The following is an 18,559-nucleotide window of genomic DNA, read 5'->3' as shown; positions in this document are numbered from 1 at the left end:
AATCTGAGTCCGGATTAAAAGAATGTGCAGTTTATATCTTTATAATTTGACACAATGCAGTTATCTGGTTATAATAATATTAATTATTTAAATTGTTTAATTTAAAGAGAGGAATATTACTACATGAAAAAAACATACCTTGTTGATACCTTTAAGGCGGCAGTCAGCATCGCCACTATCCTTTTTTCTCTCATCATTGTTATCAGTCTGATAATCCTTCATCGATTTGGGTCAGCCGCTGCTTTTTTCCTGGTCGGTCTTGTCTTTATAAAACCAATGCTCACCTATGGTGCCTCAGTCTCAGTGGACCAGACAGGTGTCCGCTGCTTTCTGCCCTGGAAAACGCTTCAAACCTTCACCTGGGATGAAATTGGGGAAGTGGGTGTTGCAGGAACGAAGCTGTTTACCAGAAAAGATGCCAAAAATACAGGAGCACTCTATATCTACCTTTCAAAAACTGCTTTCACAGACGAAGAACGGTTTGATTTGATGCTTAACTGGCCGCCGAAGAACATGATTTTTCTTACCTACTCAAAACAGCGCCTGGATGAAATTCAAATGCGTTTCAGCAATAAGATACAGACCTATAATGCAGGTGACATTCATCTCTGATCCTGCTATAAAGACTCCAAAAACACTGATTCATCATTAGCGTTTTTGGAGTCTTCTTCGTTAATTATACGAGGAATTAATTTCGTGCAGACGGCAGCATGTCACGAAATGTCCAGGGGATACCTCCGCCTGCTTCTGCTGTTTTAAGCACTCCTCTTTCGCATAGGGACAGCGGGCCGCAAAGCGGCATCCTGGTTTTGGATTGACCGGCGATGTAATTTCACCGCGCAAAATCTCACGCTTATTCGGTTTATCAATATCTGTGGAAGGGATTGCGGAAAGCAATGCTCTTGTATAAGGATGAAGCGGATTCTGAAACAGCTCCTTAGAGGAGCATTTTTCAACAACCTGTCCTAAGTACATAACACAAATATCGTCGGAAATGTGACGGACCACAGACATGTCGTGAGTCACAAACATATAGGTCAGTCCCTTTTCCTTCTGTAGCTTCTTTAGAAGGTTGAGTACCTGTGCCTGAATTGATACATCAAGAGCAGATACCGGCTCGTCGCATACCACAAACTCAGGCTCTAATGCCAGAGCACGGGCAATGCCCACTCTCTGTCTGCGACCGCCGTCAAGTTCATGGGGATATGCTTTTCTCAACCGCTCATCTATACCAACCAGATCCATCAATTCCTGTGTCTTCTGATCAATCTGGTTTTTTGTAAAACGCCTTGATACGATTAAGGGTTCCCGAATCGTACTGTCTATGGTTTTACGGGGATCAAGAGAGGAGTATGGATCCTGGAAAATAATCTGCATTTTTTCACGGGCCTGCCGTAAATTTTTACCCTTTAAGTTTGTGACATCCTGTCCATTTAATAAAATCTGTCCATCTGTACTCTCATGGAGATGAATTATCGTTCTTCCAAGGGTGGATTTCCCGCAGCCTGATTCTCCTACAACGCCCAGAGTACGCCCTTTTTCAATGGTAAATGTGACGTCATCAACAGCATGAAGCATGCCGCGGGGGGTTGTAAAATATTTTTTTAAATTCTTTACTTCAATAACCGGATTCATTTAATCCTCCCCCTTCATAACGGCTTCGATACGGCAGCAGCGGCAGTCGTGTCCATCCTGAGTTTTGTACATGCTGATTGGTTCCTTCCGGCACGCATCCGTTGCATATTTGCACCGCGGAGCAAACGAGCAGCCCTGAGGCAGGTTGGTTGGATCCGGCGGCAGTCCGTCAATTGGGTGCAGCCACTCTTCATCCTCATTCATATCAGGGATTGCCCCAAACAAACCGATGGTATATGGATGGGAGGGATGTTTAAAAATCTGCTGCTTCGTTCCGTACTCAATAATGCTGCCTGCATAGATAACTGCCACTTTATCACACACCTGTGCAACAACACCCATATCGTGGGTAATTAACAGCATGGCTGTATTATATTTGTTTCTTAACTCTGCAATTAAATCAAGAACCTGTGCCTGTATGGTCACATCAAGGGCGGTTGTGGGTTCATCTGCCAGCAGAAGGTCGGGATTGCATGCCAGAGCAATGGCAATGACAACTCTCTGCTTCATACCGCCGGAGAACTGATGGGGGTATGCATAATAACGTTCTGCAGGGATACCGACTATTTCAAGCATCTCCTTTGCTCTTTTTTCATGTTCTGCACGATTGTTGTTATCACTGTGCAGGCTCACTACCTCGGCGATCTGATCGCCCACACGCAGGACAGGGTTTAACGCTGTCATAGGATCCTGAAAAATCATGGAAACCTTGTTGCCCCGGATCTTTCTCATGTCGGTTTCCGACAGCTTCAAAAGATTTTCCCCTTCCAGGTAAATCTCACCATTGGCAATATGACTGCCCACATCAGGTAAAATCCTAAGGATAGATTTTGCTATGGTGGTTTTACCCGCACCGGTCTCACCAACCAGCCCCAGGGTTTTTCCTCGCTCCAGCTGAAGGCTTACGTCATTTACGGCATGTACAATCTGTCCATCCGACTTGTATTCCACCTTTAAGTCCTTTATCGAAAGGAACGGCATTTCTGTATTAATTTCTTTCTGATGCACAGCTGTTCCTCCTTCCTTAATTCTTCAATTTGGGATCCAGAGCATCTCTTAAGCCGTCTCCCAATAAATTCAATGCAAGTACCGTCACCGCAATCGCAAGCCCAGGGAAATAAACCAGATGTGGAGCCTCACGAATAAACTGGCGGGCTGCTGATAACATAGCACCCCATTCAGGAATCGGTGGCTGAACACCAAGACCGATAAAGCTTAAACCAGCCGCAACCGTTATGGTCTGCGCCACTCCCATTGTAGCAGATACAATCATGGGGGAAATACAGTTGGGAATCAGATGGCTTGTAATGATACGGAATTTACTGCAGTTAATGGACTGGGCTGCCTCAATGTACTCGTTTTCCCTCTCCTTAAGCATCTGGGCACGCAGCATTCTTGCCATACCGGAAATACTTCCAATGGATAATGCGACAATTGTATTAAAATAACCAGGCCCCAGTACGGCAGAAATAACGATCATTAAAAGCATTCCGGGAATTGCCTGAATAATATCTAATAAACGCATGATGAGATTGTCCACCTGCCCACCGAAAAAACCGGCGATTGCACCAATGGTACAGCCAATAGCGGAACCGATGGTAACAGCTACGATACCGATGGAGATGGAATATCTGGCACCATAAAGCACACGGCTGAATATATCTCTTCCCATATCATCACATCCAAACAGATGGGAAGGTGATGGTTTGGCAAACATATATGCCATGTCCATAAAGGAATAATCATAAGGGATTATATAAGGTGCCAGGATTGCCAGGATAATTTCAGTTGAAAGGATTGCAAGTCCAAGCATTGCCGCTTTATTCTTGCTCATCTGCTTCATAACAGTTGCAAATCCGCCCTGTTTTTTAGCATGTCCGGTTGTCTTAGGCATTTGCTTTCACCTTCCTTTTCTTCCTGCCTGATGCATACTGCGCTTTAATTCGCGGATCTACCAGAGCATAAAGTAAATCTACAATAAGCATGCAGAAGCTGAATGTAATTGCAAGGAAAATGGAGCCGCCCTGCACGATGGGATAATCACGGCTGTTTACAGCACCAATAATATAGGTGCCCATACCTGGAATTGCGAAAATAGTTTCAATGATCATCGCGCCTCCAAGAAAATGGCCAAACATCGTTCCCATAACAGTTATAATAGGAATTAAACTGTTTTTTAAGGCATGTTTCATGATTACGTCCCGTTCCGGCACACCTTTTGAACGGGCAGTTGTAATATAATCGGCACGGATTACATCTAACATGGCAGACCGGGTTTGTCTCGCACAGCTTGCAAGACCTCCGGTGCTTCCGGAAATAGCTGGCAGAATGTAATATTTAATTCCGGCAAGTCCTGTTCCGATTCCCAAAGCAGGTAACCAGTTGAGTTTTACGGAAAACTGTATAACCAACAGCAAAGCAAGCCAGAAATTAGGAATTGCCACACCGACCAGGGCGAGCACCATACACATGGAATCCTGCCATTTATTCTGCTTAATTGCGGCTATTACACCCAATGGAATTCCAATACCAACGGATATTAATAAGGTAGTAACGGTCAGCATCAATGTTCTGGGAAGACGTTCCTTAATAGAACTGATTATATCCACATTAGTCAGCCAGGATTTTCCCAGGTCAAAATGGATAAAAACATCACTCATATACCGGCCGAGACGAAGCACAAGCGGATCATCCAGTCCCAGTTCCAGACGTTTTGCTGCAAGCTCTGTCTCCGTCGCCGAGGGACCAAGGATAATCTGCTCCGGCTTTCCTGGGCAAAAGGTCATCATAATGAAAACAAGAATTGCAACTCCCAGAACAATCGGTATCATCCAGATTAATCGTTTCAATACATATTTTAACATATATTATTCTCCATTGAAGCTGACTGGTGCGCAGCCCTCACGTTTCCTGCGCACCCCAGCTTAGAATTAGTATAAAACTGTTCTGCTTCTGATATTTTTAATAATTAGTGAAGCTACTGGATGCCGGAGCAATATACCCCTGGTACTCAAGCACTTCTTTTTCCAGACCTGCGTCTTTTCTAATGACACAAATTGTCTGCGGATTAAACATTCCATAAGCAATGGCATTATCTTTTAAATACTTATGAACTGCATCAATGTTCTCTTCTGTATAACCGCTTGGTGTCCAGGCCTTATATAAAAGTTCTGCCAGAGTATTGTCATGACGGCTTGTTGCGTCTCCAGTCTTATAAGCAGCCGGATCATACCGGATTGACCAGTGGTCACTTAAGAAAGTTCCGCCGATTGTATTAATTACAATGTCATACTGTGTACCATCAAGACGGATAGAAGTATATAAAGCCATATCAACAAGTTTTAATTCAACCTTGATGCCGATTGCCATCATATAGCTCTGCAGCATCTGCGCCATTCTCTGTGTTAATGTATTGCTGGTTCCAAGAATGGTAATAGTTTCACCATTATAACCGGATTCAGCAACCAGCTGTTTCGCCTTTTCAATATTATAATTGTAGTAATCTTCTTCCAGCCACTTCTGATTAAATCCATTAAACATAGGCGGACAAACATCGTACATCGGAGTACCGTAACCCTGAAGAAGGCCTGTAATCATACCATTTTCATCAATACTATAGCAGATTGCCTGACGAAGTTTCACATTGTTTGCAACCTCACTGTTATCTGCACCAGAGAAGAAGATCTGATATCCCTGAGAACCATCTGCCAGTTCAACCGTATAATCTTTGTTATCAACGAACTGTTTGGCAGAAGACGGATCTAAGGCAATTACCATATCCACAATACCGGTTTCCAGAGCGATTGCCATCTGGGAAGATTCTGTAATACAGTGATAGCTCAGTTTCTTAACATTTGGACGTACACATTTTGGCATGTTGGCTTCATCCTGCCAGTAGTCGCTTCTCTTTTCAAACGTCAGGATTGAATTTGCCGTATATTCTGTGATCATGTAAGGTGACGTGGAAACCAGTGATGCGCCAAATTCATCAGGGCTGGCTTCAAAAGCCTTTTTGGATATGGCGTATGTATCTCTTAAAAGAGATTCAAAGGTACCGACGATATTGGATTTCATCTTAACTGTTAATGTATAGTCGCCAGTCTGTTCCACACTTTCAACCTTTGCAAATACAGGCTTTAATGCCCGTTTCATGGATTCCTGCATAAACCACACAATATCAGATGCATCAATTTTATTTCCTGCAGAATCGCTTACTCTGTCCCAGATTTCAATATTATAGGTAAACCCGTCATCGTCTGTTTTCCATGATTTTGCTACCAGTGGTTCCATTTCCCGGATCTCATTTACAACTGCCAGGGATTCATATAACTGGGTCATAAATGGGGCATTTCTTAAAGTATTACCACGGAATGGGGTTAAGCTTTCCACCAGTGATGCGTAACCAATATCCAATACACCATCGCCGCCTGTTGCTGCTGCCTGAGTATCACCGCTGCCTGCTGTTGTACTTTCAGATGCTGCACTGCTGCCTGCGCTGCTTTCAGATGTTTCTGACTTAGAACCGCCGCAGCCTGCCAGTGTAGAAGCTGTCATTACCACAGCAAGGGCTAACGAGCAAATCTTCTTAAAACCTTTTTTCATAAAAAATTCCTCCTTCTCTGATGCCTTATTATTTCAAGTGTGTTTCATGCACCTGATATTAAAAAGAGATACCTCCGGCACTTCTGTCACCGACAGCTGCCCCATAACTGTTTGCCTGAGTCCGTTGTCTGTTCTTTCCCAGAGCCTGAAACATGTGCTGTTTATACGCTTCCACTCCTGGCTGGTCAAACGGGTTAACGCCCAGTATCTTTGCAGATAAATAGCAGACAAACTCAAAGAAATAAAACAGCTGGCCAAACGTCTCCTCATCAACAGCAGGAACACTTATTTTCACACAGGGAAACTTTTTACTGTGTGCTGTTATTGTCGCCTCAAATGCTGCCCGGTTTATTTCATCGAAATCCTTGCCGTCTAAATAATCAAAGAGATCGTCCACATTATCATTGTGTAAAACATAAGATGCACCCGTATTCTGAATATCTAAAAAGGTCTCAAAAATAATATTGGATCCATCCTGTAAAAACTGGCCAATCGAATGCAGATCCTCAGAAAAATTTCCAAATAAAGGATATAACCCTTTGTTGTCTTTTCCTTCGCTCTCGCCAAACAGCTGCATCCACCACTTTGCGAAGCGGAAGTAACGCGGCTCGAAATAAGAAAGCATCTCCATGCCAAATCCCTTCTGATACAGCAGGTTTCTTATAACCGCATATTTCAGAGCCATACTCTCAGAAGCACTTTCCTTAAGCAGCCTCTGGCGCATGCACTGTGCGCCTGCGGCAATTGCTCCAATATCAATTCCAGCCACAGCCATAGGGAACAGTCCTACCGGGGAAAGGGCCGTAAATCGTCCTCCGATATTAACAGGAAACGGCAAAAAGTAAAATCCGTTCATCTTGCAAAGCTTTTCCAGATGACTTCCTTCCGTTCCGGTACAGATCACGCGCTTTGCATATTCTTCCCCATATTCTTTTTTCATAAAACTGCGAAGAGCGCGAAATCCGATGCCAGGTTCCAGCGTTTCGAAATTTTTAGCGATTAAATTTATGTAAACACTTTTTCCTTTTAATTCCTGCAGGACATTACGGATACTGTCTGCAGAAATACTGTTTCCCGCCCATACAATTGTGACCGGCCCCGTTTCCCCAATGGCATCCACCACCGCACGCGCCGCCTGATTCGATCCGCCGATACCGATCACTACGAACACATCTGCATTCTTCCGTACATCCGCTGCTAATTTCTGATAGTAAGTGATCCACTTTTCACCTGCCCACTCTTCTACATCCAGCCAGCCAAGGTTTTCTTCATACTGCTCTTCCCCGTACTTTACTTCATCAAGGTAAGAGGCGTATTCCTCCATTTTGCCTGTAATTTCCTCAGGCGTAAGCCATGAGGAACCGTCTATCAATTCCATACTTATTTCTTTCATATTTCACCTCTGAAAAATGTAAAAGCAATTAATTAATTAATTTAATTTATACATATATTACTTTACATTCGGATTTTATTCAAGATGTGAAATTTCATAAAAATATGCCATTCATTTTGTGCACTTTTTACAGCAAAATACTTTATTCGGCAAAATGCATTAGATAACCGTTCTATGAATGAATTTCCAACTGCCGTCTTATGTTGTTAACTTTGATAGTGCTGTCAAAATATGGATAACGGCCAAAACTGTACTATATGTAAATAAAAAAAGTCCATCAGACTGCTGTTTCAAACAACAGATCCGATGGACTTTTTTTAATATTTTTAATTATGCATTCATAAATAATTCGATATCATCATCCACTTCTCCGATTCCTGCAATACCGAAGGTATCTACAAGCACCTTTGCAACATTAGGAGATAAAAATCCTGGTAATGTCGGTCCTAAGTGAATGTTCTTTACGCCAAGATGAAGGAGTGCAAGAAGCACGATAACCGCTTTCTGCTCATACCAGGCAATGTTATAAGCGATTGGAAGCTCATTGATATCAGCCAGTCCGAAGATTTCCTTTAACTTCATTGCAATAACTGCAAGGGAATAGGAATCGTTACACTGACCTGCATCAAGGACTCTCGGAATACCGCCGATATCGCCCAGATTCAGCTTGTTGTATTTATATTTTGCACAGCCTGCTGTCAGGATTACCGTATCCTTTGGAAGCTTCTCTGCGAACTCTGTATAGTAGTTTCTTGATTTCGCTCTGCCGTCACAGCCTGCCATTACAAAGAATTTCTTAATGGCGCCGGATTTTACAGCATCAACCACCTGGTCAGCCAGTGCAAATACCTGATTATGCGCGAATCCGCCTATGATAGAACCAGTTTCAATTTCTTCCGGACTTGGAAGCGTCTTTGCAAGCTCGATGATTGCTGAGAAATCTTTCTTTCCATTTTCATCTGCTTCAATATGTGTGCATCCTGGGAAGCCGGTAGCGCCGGTTGTGAAGATTTTAGCTGCTGCCTCCGGTGTTCTTGGAGGAACGATACAGTTGGTTGTAAAGAGAACCGGACCATGGAAGGACTCAAACTCTTCTAACTGTTTCCACCATGCATTTCCGTAGTTTCCTGCAAAATGATCATACTTCTTGAATGCAGGATAGTAATGGGCAGGAAGCATCTCGCCGTGGGTATAAACATCTACCCCTGTTCCGGCAGTCTGCTCTAAAAGCTGTTCCATATCTGCTAAATCATGACCGGAAATTAAGATGGCCGGATTCTTTCTGACACCAATATTAACGGAAGTGATTTCCGGATTACCATAACGGGAAGTATTGGCTTCATCAAGAAGTGCCATGGCTGTTACGCCAACTTCTCCTGTCTGTAATGTTAAAGCCACCAGATCATCTGCAGAAAGGGTGTTATCAAGAGTTGCTGCCAGCCCTTTATACATAAATCCATAAATGTCGGTGTTTTCTTTGCCAAGATTCATTGCATGCTCTACGTAAGCAGCCATACCTTTAATACCATAGATAATCAGCTCTCTTAAGGAACGAACATCCTCATTCTCTGTGGCAAGAACGCCTACTGTAGCTGCCTTATCAAGCATCGCTTCTCTTGTAGTCACATGGAAAACGGCTGCATCGTGATTACCTGTGTAACCTTTTTTTGCTGCAAGCTCATCTCTTAAGCCAAGTACCTTTAAAATCTGTGCTTCAATTGCCGCTGCATCAAAGTTGGCATTTGTGATGGTGATAAACAGGCTTTTTACTACTTCATGATTAATTTCTGCGATCTCAGCTGCACTGGTTCCTGTCTTAACCACCACCTCAGAAATTCCTTTTACTGCATAGATAAGCAGATCCTGCAGCTTGGCAACCTCTTCCGTCTTACCGCATACGCCTTTCACTGTACATCCTGTGTTCTTTGCTGTCTCCTGACACTGATAGCAAAACATGCTCATATTCCTTACCTCCTAAAGTAAATTTATACACACCCCATTTGGGAGTTTGTGCGCTTTTCAACAATGTGCTATTGCCCTGTTGCTCATTAAGAATATCATCGAACCTCATTTATGTCGGTTGTTATTACAACACAACAACATCTATTTTAATTTTTTTTATTTTTTATTATTTTAAATGTATTCCTGTCAAAATCAATCAGCCCTTCCGACCTCATGGATTTCAGCTCCCTTGTCAGTGCACTTCTGTTTACACAAAGAAACTCAGAAAGCTCCATTCTTCCCATATTCACAGTAAAATACTTACTGTTATTCTTTTGCGCCTCTATGGAAAGAAAACAGCTGATCTTCTCGCGGAGTGTTTTCTTTGTGGTTACCTCAAGCTTTTCAATCAGCTGGACATTCTTATCCGCAAGAAGGGAAATCAGATTTCCAGTCAGCTTATGATGACAGGCGCAGGAAATGGTGCAGGAGCTCCATAATTTTTCAAAGGGAAGAAACAAAATTTTTGCTTCCCTCCCGGCGATAAAGGTTACCGTTGCTGTCTGGGCATGGCTGCAGGTAAAGATCTCCCCAAACAGCCCCCCCTCTTCCATGACTGCCAGAAGAGTTTTATTTCCCCATATGTCTTCCTTAATCATTTTTACGGAACCGCTCAGAATGATGCCCAGACTTTTTACCGCATCTTCTGTCAGAATAATGATCTCGCCGCTTTTGTAGCTTTTTTTGTAGCTTCCAAGACAGTTTAACATGGGCAGCAGTTCCTGATTGCTGATTCCGGAAAACAACAGGACATGATTATATTCATTAGACTCTGATTCTGCTGATGTATTCATTTTTTCTCCAGATCTGTCAATTTGTAATTTGTTATAAAAAAAATGTTTTTCCTATGAAATCATATCATAGGAATTATAACAAATACGTTGTATTTACAACTTTTTTTCATTCAATCTGAAAAATACAAAGCAGGCGCATACAGACAGGCTGACATCGAATGGATTTCATTCATATAATAAAAAGTAAAACAGCAAACTAAGAGGAAGGTGGTAACATGTATATTGAAAAATGTCCCAGACTGACTGGGCGGGTGGTTTTGCCGGAAGATCCTCAGTATGAATCTGCACGACAGGTATTTAACACCTTTTTTAGTAAATATCCGCTTATTATTGTTTTTGCGCAGGAAGCAAAAGATGTAAGCAATGCAATAAAATGGGCCCGCTGTCAGGATATCCCCATACGGCTGCGCTCCGGCCGGCATAATTACGAAGGTTTATCAGTCATTAATGCTGGTCTTGTCATTGATGTCAGTGAAATGAAACAGGCAGAGATTGATAAGAAATGCGGTACTGCTACGGTTCAGACAGGCCTCAGGGATTATGAACTGGCAATTCTGCTGGGTGAACAGGGCCTTGTCGTCCCGCCAGGTCTCTGTCCGACTACAGGAATAGCAGGATTTACACAGGGCGGAGGTCAAAGCAGTCTGTCGCGTCCCTGGGGGCTAATTATTGATAACTTGTTGGAAGCGGAAATAGTAAATGCCGACGGCTGTCTGCTTCATGCCAGTGCAGATGAAAATCCGGATCTGTTCTGGGCACTGAGAGGAGGCGGAGGGGGCAATTTTGGAGCCTGTACCTCGTTTCGTTTCCGTACTCACAGAATTGACACTGTAGCATATGCACAAATCACCTGGCCGCTTTCTGACTTAAGACCAGTTCTTAAGATTTGGCAGAAATATACGCTTCCCTGTTCAGACAAACGGCTTACCCCGCTGCTTACCATTGCATCGGGAGATAATACTCTGCTTATGATGCAGGGAATTTTTCTCGGATCACGAACAGCGCTTCAATCACTTTTGAATCCTCTGCTTGAGGCCGGATCTCCTCAAGCGGTGTTTATTGAGGAGATCCCCTGGGTGGAAGCCGCTGCTAAAATCGCCTCCACTCAGCCAGACTCACCGGAACCATTTAAAAGCGTAGGGCCTTTCCTCTACGAACTGCTGCCTGATGAAGCAATCGATATTATTGAACGTTATATAAACGAGCCTCCCACCTATTCTGCCTCTGTGTTTTTTCACGGACTGGGCGGAGCAGTCGCTGAAATTCCAAATGACGCCACGGCATATTTTTACCGTAAGGCACTCTCAAATATCTCTTTCTACTCTACCTGGAATAAACCGGAGGGGGCAGCCCCGGGAATTCGTTGGGTGAAGGATTTCCGCAAGGATATGGAACCCTTTACCAAAGGGGTATATGTCAATACTCCTGACCTGTCCTTAAGAAACTGGTCTAAAGCCTATTATGGAAGGAATTTCAAAAGACTGACTGAAGTCAAGGCCAAATACGATCCGGAAAATGTCTTCCATTATCCCCAAAGTATTCCCCCTTCCATTAACTGCATAAAATAGCGTTTCAATGCTGAACAGATATCTTCCCCCACTGGCTAAATGTAATAAAGAAACGAGGACATTATCGATTCAATGTCCTCGTTCCGTTCTTATGCTTTATTTCATAATGACTCCATTCACCGCCCACTGGTAGGTATCATAGGCCTGATAAAGAGACCCATAGGCATTTAGTTTTGCACTTTCTGCTTTCAAATATGATAACTGGGCTTGTATATAACCGATTTTACTTAAAATTCCAATCTGATAGGAACGATCTGCTTTTTCTTTTTCCAATACTGCCTTTTCAAAAGAGGTACAGGCAGCCTCATACGCATTTTTTTCCTGCAGCAGCGCCTGATAATAGGACTGCATCGTAATTGCGACGTTTTGTTCTCCCTCCGAAACACGGGCTTTCTTGTTATTTATTCCGGTTGTGGAGTGATTGGAGTCTGTATGCCGTTCTGATAATAGATTGTAATTATTTCCTATCGCCTTTGCAGTATCAGCTTCTAAGCTGATGGCAGAAATTGCACCGGGATCGATGGCTGGAAGATTACCAATTAAAGGAGTTTTATCCTTAGAATATCCGGTCATAAGACAAAGGGAATTACGCAAACTGTCAATGGTTTGATCAAGCTTTAGAAGCGAATTTTGAGCTGACTGAACCTCCTTTTGAGCAGACAATACATCTGTTTCTGTTGAAATACCCTGCTTTACGCTTATTTTCTGAGTTTCCAGTGCAGCATTGCTTAATTCTGCTGCCTTTATCAGTGTATTTCGGTTCGCCAGTGTATTGTTATAACTGATCATAACCTGATTCGCATAATATGTATTTGATTTTACTGCCTGTGTAATGTTTGATTGAACCGAGGAATTGGACCGGTCCATATAATCCAGTGATCTTCCCATTTTTTCTGCCGACGCTTTCATACTCTTTACCGTCTGGCTCAGAATCATATACTGTTCCATTCCATTGGCAGTGTTTGCCGCACCCGAATCTTTTAATTCATCCGCTTCATCATTTAAATCCATAATGTAACGTTTCATTTCATTTTGTATATATCGCTGATTATCCAGAGAGTCATAAATAGTATCTGTTGTATTTTGAATACCCGGATTAAAATAACGTACCAGATCCGATAGTTCATCAAATTCAATTGTCTGATCATTTAATTTATCCCACTGCTCTTTTGTTATTCCATTTGGAATGGGATTCTCCTTCTGACCGGGTCCGGTTGAACCGTAAACAGGAATGACGAAAGAAACCGCAAGTCCTGCTGCCATACAGAAAGATAAAATAGCTTTCTTTTTCATCTCATCCTCCTGTAGAAGCAAGACCATTCACTGTATTATCATAGGTCTGGACAGAGGAGAAAAGAGTAAGCTGTGCGGACTTTACCGCAATACTTTTTGTTTTGCATGCATTCTCCTGCTTTTGATACACCAGAGGGCTAACCATGCCAAGCTGGTATTTTTGTTTCATGATATCCATGTTTTTACTTTCCAGATTAGCTTCCGCAACTGCCTGTTCATAGGCGGCATTTGCCTGCATAACTGCCTGATAAGCCTTTACAAGCGCTGTGCTGATGTTTTGCTCATTGCTTAATATGGTTCTTTTTAACGTCTCCTTTGTAATATCTGCACTGGCATTTTCCAGCTTTCTCTTATTTATATTTAAAGTATAATTATTCATCAGAGCTTTTTCCTTATCTGCCTCCGGGTTCAATGATTGAATGTGTCCTGAGTCTGCTGCCGGCAGCTCCCGGATTTCAGGAGAATCATTGTAATTCCATCCCAGCATTACGCAGAGCTTTTGTCTTGTTTCTTCCACCGATGCACGAAGCTTCTCAATCTCGACACTGGTGCTTTGTATGGTTTCCTGAGCTGCAAGTATATCAGCCTGGGTTACCATACCCGCGCTTTGCTTTGCCTGTATTGTCTGATAATCTGCCTCAGAACGCTCTAATTGTAATTGAGAGCTTTCCAGTTGATTCTTCTGTTGAAAATAGGTAATCATTAAGGTCTGAGCCTGCGCTGCCAAATTTGCCTCAGTCTGATCATAGGTGAGTCTGTATACCTCCAGATCTTCCGTATTATCATCCGCCGCTTTATCCGCCTTTGCAGCGCTCACTGCACTTTTTGCATCAGTGACCGGATCATCTCCTGATATGGCACTTCTTGCATCATTTGCTGCATCCCTGTAATACTGGGCATACTGGTCACTGGTAATCAGATCATCTTTCTTCTTATCATTTAAATCCAGCTGGTTTTTTTGAACAGTTACATTGTATTCATGGATCAGATCAGCCAGTTCCTCATATTCCACCACATTATCCCTAAGCTTCATCCACTCCTCCTGTGTCCTGGCAAACTCCGGGCTGCCGGCCCAGACGTTTAACGCCTGGCCGGAAAAAGAGAGCACAGCAGCAAGGCTGAATGCGGCAATCCGCTTTATATTTCTCATTTTTTATTCCTTTCCTGTCTTTGAAACTTTTTTTCTCTCTTTTTTGCTCATAAGATTATAGTATACCGGAAGCATAAGAAGACTTAAAACTGTGGAAGCCGTCAATCCTCCAATATTGACAACTGCAAGTCCCTGCATCATTTCACCGGAATGTCCTAATGCAAGCGCCATTGGGATCATAGAAAGTACAGTGGTTAAGGTTGTCATTAATATTGGCCGGAGTCTGGTCGCTCCAGCTTCAATCATCGCCTCTTCTGGAGACATTTCTGCTCTATACTGGTTGACCGTATCCACATAAAGAATACCGCTGTTTACTACTGTTCCGATTAACATTAAAAATCCAAGCATGGCAACCATACTTAATTCGCAGCCTGCAAAAAACATCAGGCCAAAAGCCCCTATCAGGCTGAATGGAATGGTTGTCATAACCATAAAAGAAAATCTTGGTGATTCAAACTGAGCAGCCATTACCACAAATACCAGAAATACTGCCAGCATAATTGCATACAGAAGAGAAGTAAGTTCCTCTGTCGTCTGATCATCCATTGCACTGGATCCTAAGCTTACGAAAGAATTTAAATTTGGTGTTACAATCTCCCTGTTGATTACGGATTTTGTATTTTTATCCGCTGATGACGTATAATCCCCGGTTATGGATACTACATATTCCTTATTTTCTCTTGTAATACTTGCCGGACTGTCCTGAAAGCTTATTTCTGCAACATCATTAACAGCGGCAAACCCTCCGTTTGAAAGAGACAGTGTCATATTCCGGATCTGATCCACTGACTTAAATTCATCATCCGGATACTGGACTTTTACATCCACATCATCTCCATTTACTTCTATGGTTTTTGCAGTCACTCCATTAATAGCCTGGTATATACTGTGGCCGATTGAGGAAGGACTGATCCCTTTTGCCTTTGCCTTTACCGAATCGACCCCTACCTCCACAACAGGTGCCGCATTTTCAAGAGACGAGTGGATACGGGTAAGTTCAGGCCTTTCCATTAATTTTGATACAATCTGCTGGGATGAGTTTTTCAACTGATCGTAGTCTGTACTTCTCAGGACCAGCTCATAAGAATCTTCTGAACTCATCATGCTTGCATAGGAATTTTCTTTTACCGTAATCTTACAATCCGTCAGCCTGCCAAGCTTTTCTTTAAAAATATCCACCGCCTGTTTCGTGGGTGTTTTTCTGTTTTCTTTCAAATAAACAATGATTGATGCAGAGTTTCCTGCGCTTACACCACTTCCTCCATAACTGGTTACATAGGACTCCATCTCCTGATAATCGGAAAAGGAATCTTCTACTTTTTTCAGCAATTCATCCGCATCTTTTGTCTTTAGTCCGGGAGCCATATCCACTGTAACAGCAATCTGCCCCTGGTCATCGGCAGTGATCAGGCTTACTTTAAGCTGTCCGGCCATAAGAAAAGATACCAGTAGGAGAAGGACCGAGACTGCCATGACCGTTTTCTTCTTAGGAAGGATATGACGCATCACGTTTCTATACAGATTCTGAAGCTTGCTAATCGGGGCTGATAAGGGTGCCGGGGTCTCTTCCGGCTTATACATCAGATAGCATAAGGGTACCACCGTAATGGCTGATATCAGGGAAGCTCCCATGCAGAATACAATGGTAAATCCCAGAGGCATAAACATCTGTCCTGCCATACCGTTCAAAAAAGCCAGGGGAAGGAATACCACACAGGTAGTCAGTGTGGAGCCAAAAACGGAAGCTGCCACAATTCCGGTTCCTTTTAAGGCGTCCTGAAAATAATCAATGAAATCCTTCTTTTCCTGTGATGTCACACGGAAACAGCTTTCCATTACCACAATTGAATTATCCACCATCATACCGACTCCCATGGACAGTGCTGCCAGTGTGAGCATATTTAATGAAAAATCCATAAATTTCATTAAAATAAGTGCGGTCAGAATCGAAACAGGTATGGAGCTTCCAACGATTAAGGAAGCTTTTAAATCCCCAAAGAAAAGCCAGATAACCGCCATGGAGATCAGGATAGCAAGAATAACGGTTTCTGCAATGGATTCCAGAGAAGCCAAAATATCTTTGGAGCTGTCATTAACTATCTGAATATCCAGATCAGGTTTTGTTGCCTCAAGTGTCTTAATTGCCTGATTTACTTCTTTTGAAAGCTCTGCTGCAGTGGAACTCTGCTGCTTGCTGACAGATAGGGAAACGGTATTCTTCCCATTATAATGGGCTACGCTTCCTTCTTTTTCACTTGTTGTATAAATATCTGCTATATCTCCAAGATAAACAATATTATTGCCCGGCACCGTAAGCGGTACATTCTGCAGGGAATCTTCTGTATCAAACTTCAGCCGTGATGATATGGCGGCTTTTTTTCTGCCCACTTCGATTGTACCGCCAGGCATCTTTACATCCGATGCGGAAATATCATTCGCGATGGAGGACATGGATATCTTATACTGCTGCATTTTTTCTGGATTCAGTTCTACTTTAATATAATCCTCGCTGCCTCCCGCTATGGATACTTCGGCTGCATTGGACAGCTTTTCAAATTCCGGTACAATCTCCTGCTTCACATAGTCATACTGATTTGTCGTCTCTGCCCCGGTAACAACTAATTTTATATCAGCGGAAGATCCGGTATCCAGTTCCATTACAACCGGCGTTTTGGCCTCACCCGGCAGTTCTGAAGAAACTTCGTCTATTTTCTTTTTCAAATCATTATAGGACTTATCTAAATCTGTGCCATATTCATACTGTATTGTTACTGTAGAACGGTTTTCAGAGGATTTAGACGTTACTTTTTTTATACCGCCGAGTGAACCAACTGCATCTTCAATCTTTTTACTGATTAATTCATCTACATCCTTTGGCTGAGCTCCGGGGTATGCGGTCACGACCATAAGCATGGGCATGCTCATCTCCGGAGTCAGTTCCTGCCTGGAATTGATTACAGAAGAAACACCAAATACCACCAGACATAGAAGACACATGATAACGGTAACCGGCCGTCTTAAGACGATTTTTGTTAATTGATTCATGCCTTGGATTCTCCTTTTATTTCTTCTCCTGAATTCATTACCGATGCTTTTGCTCCTTCATAAAGCTCAGGGCTCCAGGTGGTAATGACATCCATATTTTTCTGTATTCCTTCCTTTACCTCCAGGCGGCTTGAATCGTAGATACCAGCTTCAATAAAAATTTTATGTACTGTACCGTTTTCATACGTATACACATATGGTTTACTGTTCTCATAGTAAACAGAATCTACGGGTACTGTAATGACCTGGTCTGCCCTCTCAGAGCACAAAGACAGCTTGACACTGGTTCCGGTAGATAAATCGTTTGCGTCGGCTAGCTGTATCTTAATCTTAAACAAACCGGTCTTATCATCTGCCATCCCGCTTATTTCAGAAATAGTTCCCTGCAGATTGTTTCCGTCTTCCTCAACAGTAACCGGATCACCAGGCTTTACCTGGCGTTTCAATTTCTCTGTCAGGCTTGTAGAGATGATTTTATTTCCCTCTCCGGATATGACAAAGATCTGATCGCTGGTGGACACCTTATCAAACTGCTCAATACTGCAGCTTTCTATCTTTCCGCTGATGGGAGACTTGACATTACTGTAAGAGACCTGGTTTTCGTACTCCTCCTTCGCCTGTTTGTATGCAATCTCCGACTTTTTTGCTGAATTTACATATCCCTGATAATCCTGCTCCGAGACAGCACCGCTTTGATAAAGCACTGACATACGCCCCAGGGTATCATGTGCTTCTTTATAAGTAACTTGTGCATTGTCCATGGTATTCTTTGCATTCTGTACTTTATTAGTGTCAATTACGCACAGAAGCTGTCCCTGCTGCACCATATCACCAGCCTTTGCGGCTACCTGCGTAACTGTTCCTGATGCTTCAGGGGATATTCTGACAACAGTCTCAGGTTCTATGGTTCCAATCAGACTGGTGTACAACTCAATTGTGCCAACTTCCGGATTAACGGTTTCCACAACAGGCAGAGTATCTGCCTTGACGGGAACTTTCATTCCATTAATCCGAACCAATATCACCGTAAACAATATCACTGCGATCACTCCAGGTAATAGTACTTTTTTTTTCATTT

At 42.8% G+C, this 18,559-nt stretch carries 14 protein-coding genes; 2 read left to right on the top strand and 12 right to left on the bottom strand.

Annotation, left to right across the window (positions count from 1 at the left end; translation table 11 throughout):
• Window positions 1-123: 123 nt before the first annotated feature.
• Window positions 124-612 carry a hypothetical protein gene (locus V7D18_RS21235; protein ID WP_426157267.1) on the top strand — a complete coding sequence of 163 codons (489 nt, stop codon included), beginning with the start codon at window positions 124-126 and terminating at the stop codon, window positions 610-612.
• 60 nt (window positions 613-672) lie between these two features.
• On the opposite strand, the gene V7D18_RS21230 is transcribed toward V7D18_RS21235, so the two are convergent.
• The 8 genes from V7D18_RS21230 to V7D18_RS21195 all read right to left on the bottom strand — a co-directional run bounded on the left by V7D18_RS21230 (window position 673) and on the right by V7D18_RS21195 (window position 10,425).
• Complete coding sequence (locus tag V7D18_RS21230) at window positions 673-1,635, bottom strand: ABC transporter ATP-binding protein (protein WP_426157265.1); 963 nt, start codon at window positions 1,633-1,635, stop codon at window positions 673-675.
• Window positions 1,636-2,643, bottom strand: coding sequence for an ABC transporter ATP-binding protein (locus V7D18_RS21225; RefSeq protein ID WP_426157263.1), 1,008 nt, complete (start codon window positions 2,641-2,643; stop codon window positions 1,636-1,638).
• A gap of 16 nt (window positions 2,644-2,659) precedes the next feature.
• Complete coding sequence (locus V7D18_RS21220) at window positions 2,660-3,529, bottom strand: ABC transporter permease (protein WP_426157261.1); 870 nt, start codon at window positions 3,527-3,529, stop codon at window positions 2,660-2,662.
• The gene (locus V7D18_RS21215) at window positions 3,522-4,499 is read right to left on the bottom strand and encodes an ABC transporter permease (protein WP_426157259.1); all 978 of its coding nucleotides are present in this window, start codon (window positions 4,497-4,499) and stop codon (window positions 3,522-3,524) included. The genes V7D18_RS21220 and V7D18_RS21215 overlap by 8 nt, the downstream gene beginning before the upstream one ends.
• Window positions 4,500-4,596: 97 nt before the next feature.
• The gene (locus tag V7D18_RS21210; RefSeq protein WP_426157257.1) at window positions 4,597-6,237 is read right to left on the bottom strand and encodes an ABC transporter substrate-binding protein; all 1,641 of its coding nucleotides are present in this window, start codon (window positions 6,235-6,237) and stop codon (window positions 4,597-4,599) included.
• A 58-nt stretch (window positions 6,238-6,295) separates the two neighbouring features.
• On the bottom strand, window positions 6,296-7,630 hold the full coding sequence (locus tag V7D18_RS21205; protein ID WP_426157255.1) for a glucose-6-phosphate isomerase: 1,335 nt from the start codon (window positions 7,628-7,630) through the stop codon (window positions 6,296-6,298).
• 330 nt (window positions 7,631-7,960) lie between these two features.
• Window positions 7,961-9,592, bottom strand: coding sequence for a hydroxylamine reductase (hcp, locus tag V7D18_RS21200; protein WP_426157253.1), 1,632 nt, complete (start codon window positions 9,590-9,592; stop codon window positions 7,961-7,963).
• A 146-nt stretch (window positions 9,593-9,738) separates the two neighbouring features.
• A complete protein-coding gene (locus tag V7D18_RS21195) occupies window positions 9,739-10,425 on the bottom strand; it encodes a Crp/Fnr family transcriptional regulator (protein WP_426157252.1) in 687 nt (228 codons plus the stop codon).
• A 215-nt stretch (window positions 10,426-10,640) separates the two neighbouring features.
• Here V7D18_RS21195 and V7D18_RS21190 point away from each other — a divergent pair, with 215 nt between their 5' ends.
• Entirely contained in the window at window positions 10,641-11,993 is a 1,353-nt protein-coding gene (locus V7D18_RS21190) for an FAD-binding oxidoreductase (RefSeq protein ID WP_426157250.1), read from the top strand.
• 96 nt (window positions 11,994-12,089) lie between these two features.
• Here V7D18_RS21190 and V7D18_RS21185 read toward each other — a convergent pair whose 3' ends face one another.
• Genes V7D18_RS21185 through V7D18_RS21170 form a run of 4 tightly spaced genes read right to left on the bottom strand, consistent with a single transcriptional unit; the run spans window position 12,090 to window position 18,557 of the window.
• Window positions 12,090-13,286, bottom strand: coding sequence for a TolC family protein (locus tag V7D18_RS21185; protein ID WP_426157248.1), 1,197 nt, complete (start codon window positions 13,284-13,286; stop codon window positions 12,090-12,092).
• A gap of 1 nt (window position 13,287) precedes the next feature.
• Window positions 13,288-14,436 carry a TolC family protein gene (locus V7D18_RS21180; RefSeq protein ID WP_426157246.1) on the bottom strand — a complete coding sequence of 383 codons (1,149 nt, stop codon included), beginning with the start codon at window positions 14,434-14,436 and terminating at the stop codon, window positions 13,288-13,290.
• A gap of 3 nt (window positions 14,437-14,439) precedes the next feature.
• Complete coding sequence (locus tag V7D18_RS21175) at window positions 14,440-17,481, bottom strand: efflux RND transporter permease subunit (protein ID WP_426157244.1); 3,042 nt, start codon at window positions 17,479-17,481, stop codon at window positions 14,440-14,442.
• Entirely contained in the window at window positions 17,478-18,557 is a 1,080-nt protein-coding gene (locus V7D18_RS21170) for an efflux RND transporter periplasmic adaptor subunit (protein WP_426157242.1), read from the bottom strand. The genes V7D18_RS21175 and V7D18_RS21170 overlap by 4 nt, the downstream gene beginning before the upstream one ends.
• Window positions 18,558-18,559 lie beyond the last annotated feature (2 nt).

Source organism: Lacrimispora sp. 38-1, assembly GCF_049890855.1.
GTDB lineage: Bacteria > Bacillota > Clostridia > Lachnospirales > Lachnospiraceae > Lacrimispora.
The sequence above is the reverse complement of the archived record's forward strand: the minus strand, read 5'-3'. Positions and strand labels throughout refer to the sequence as shown.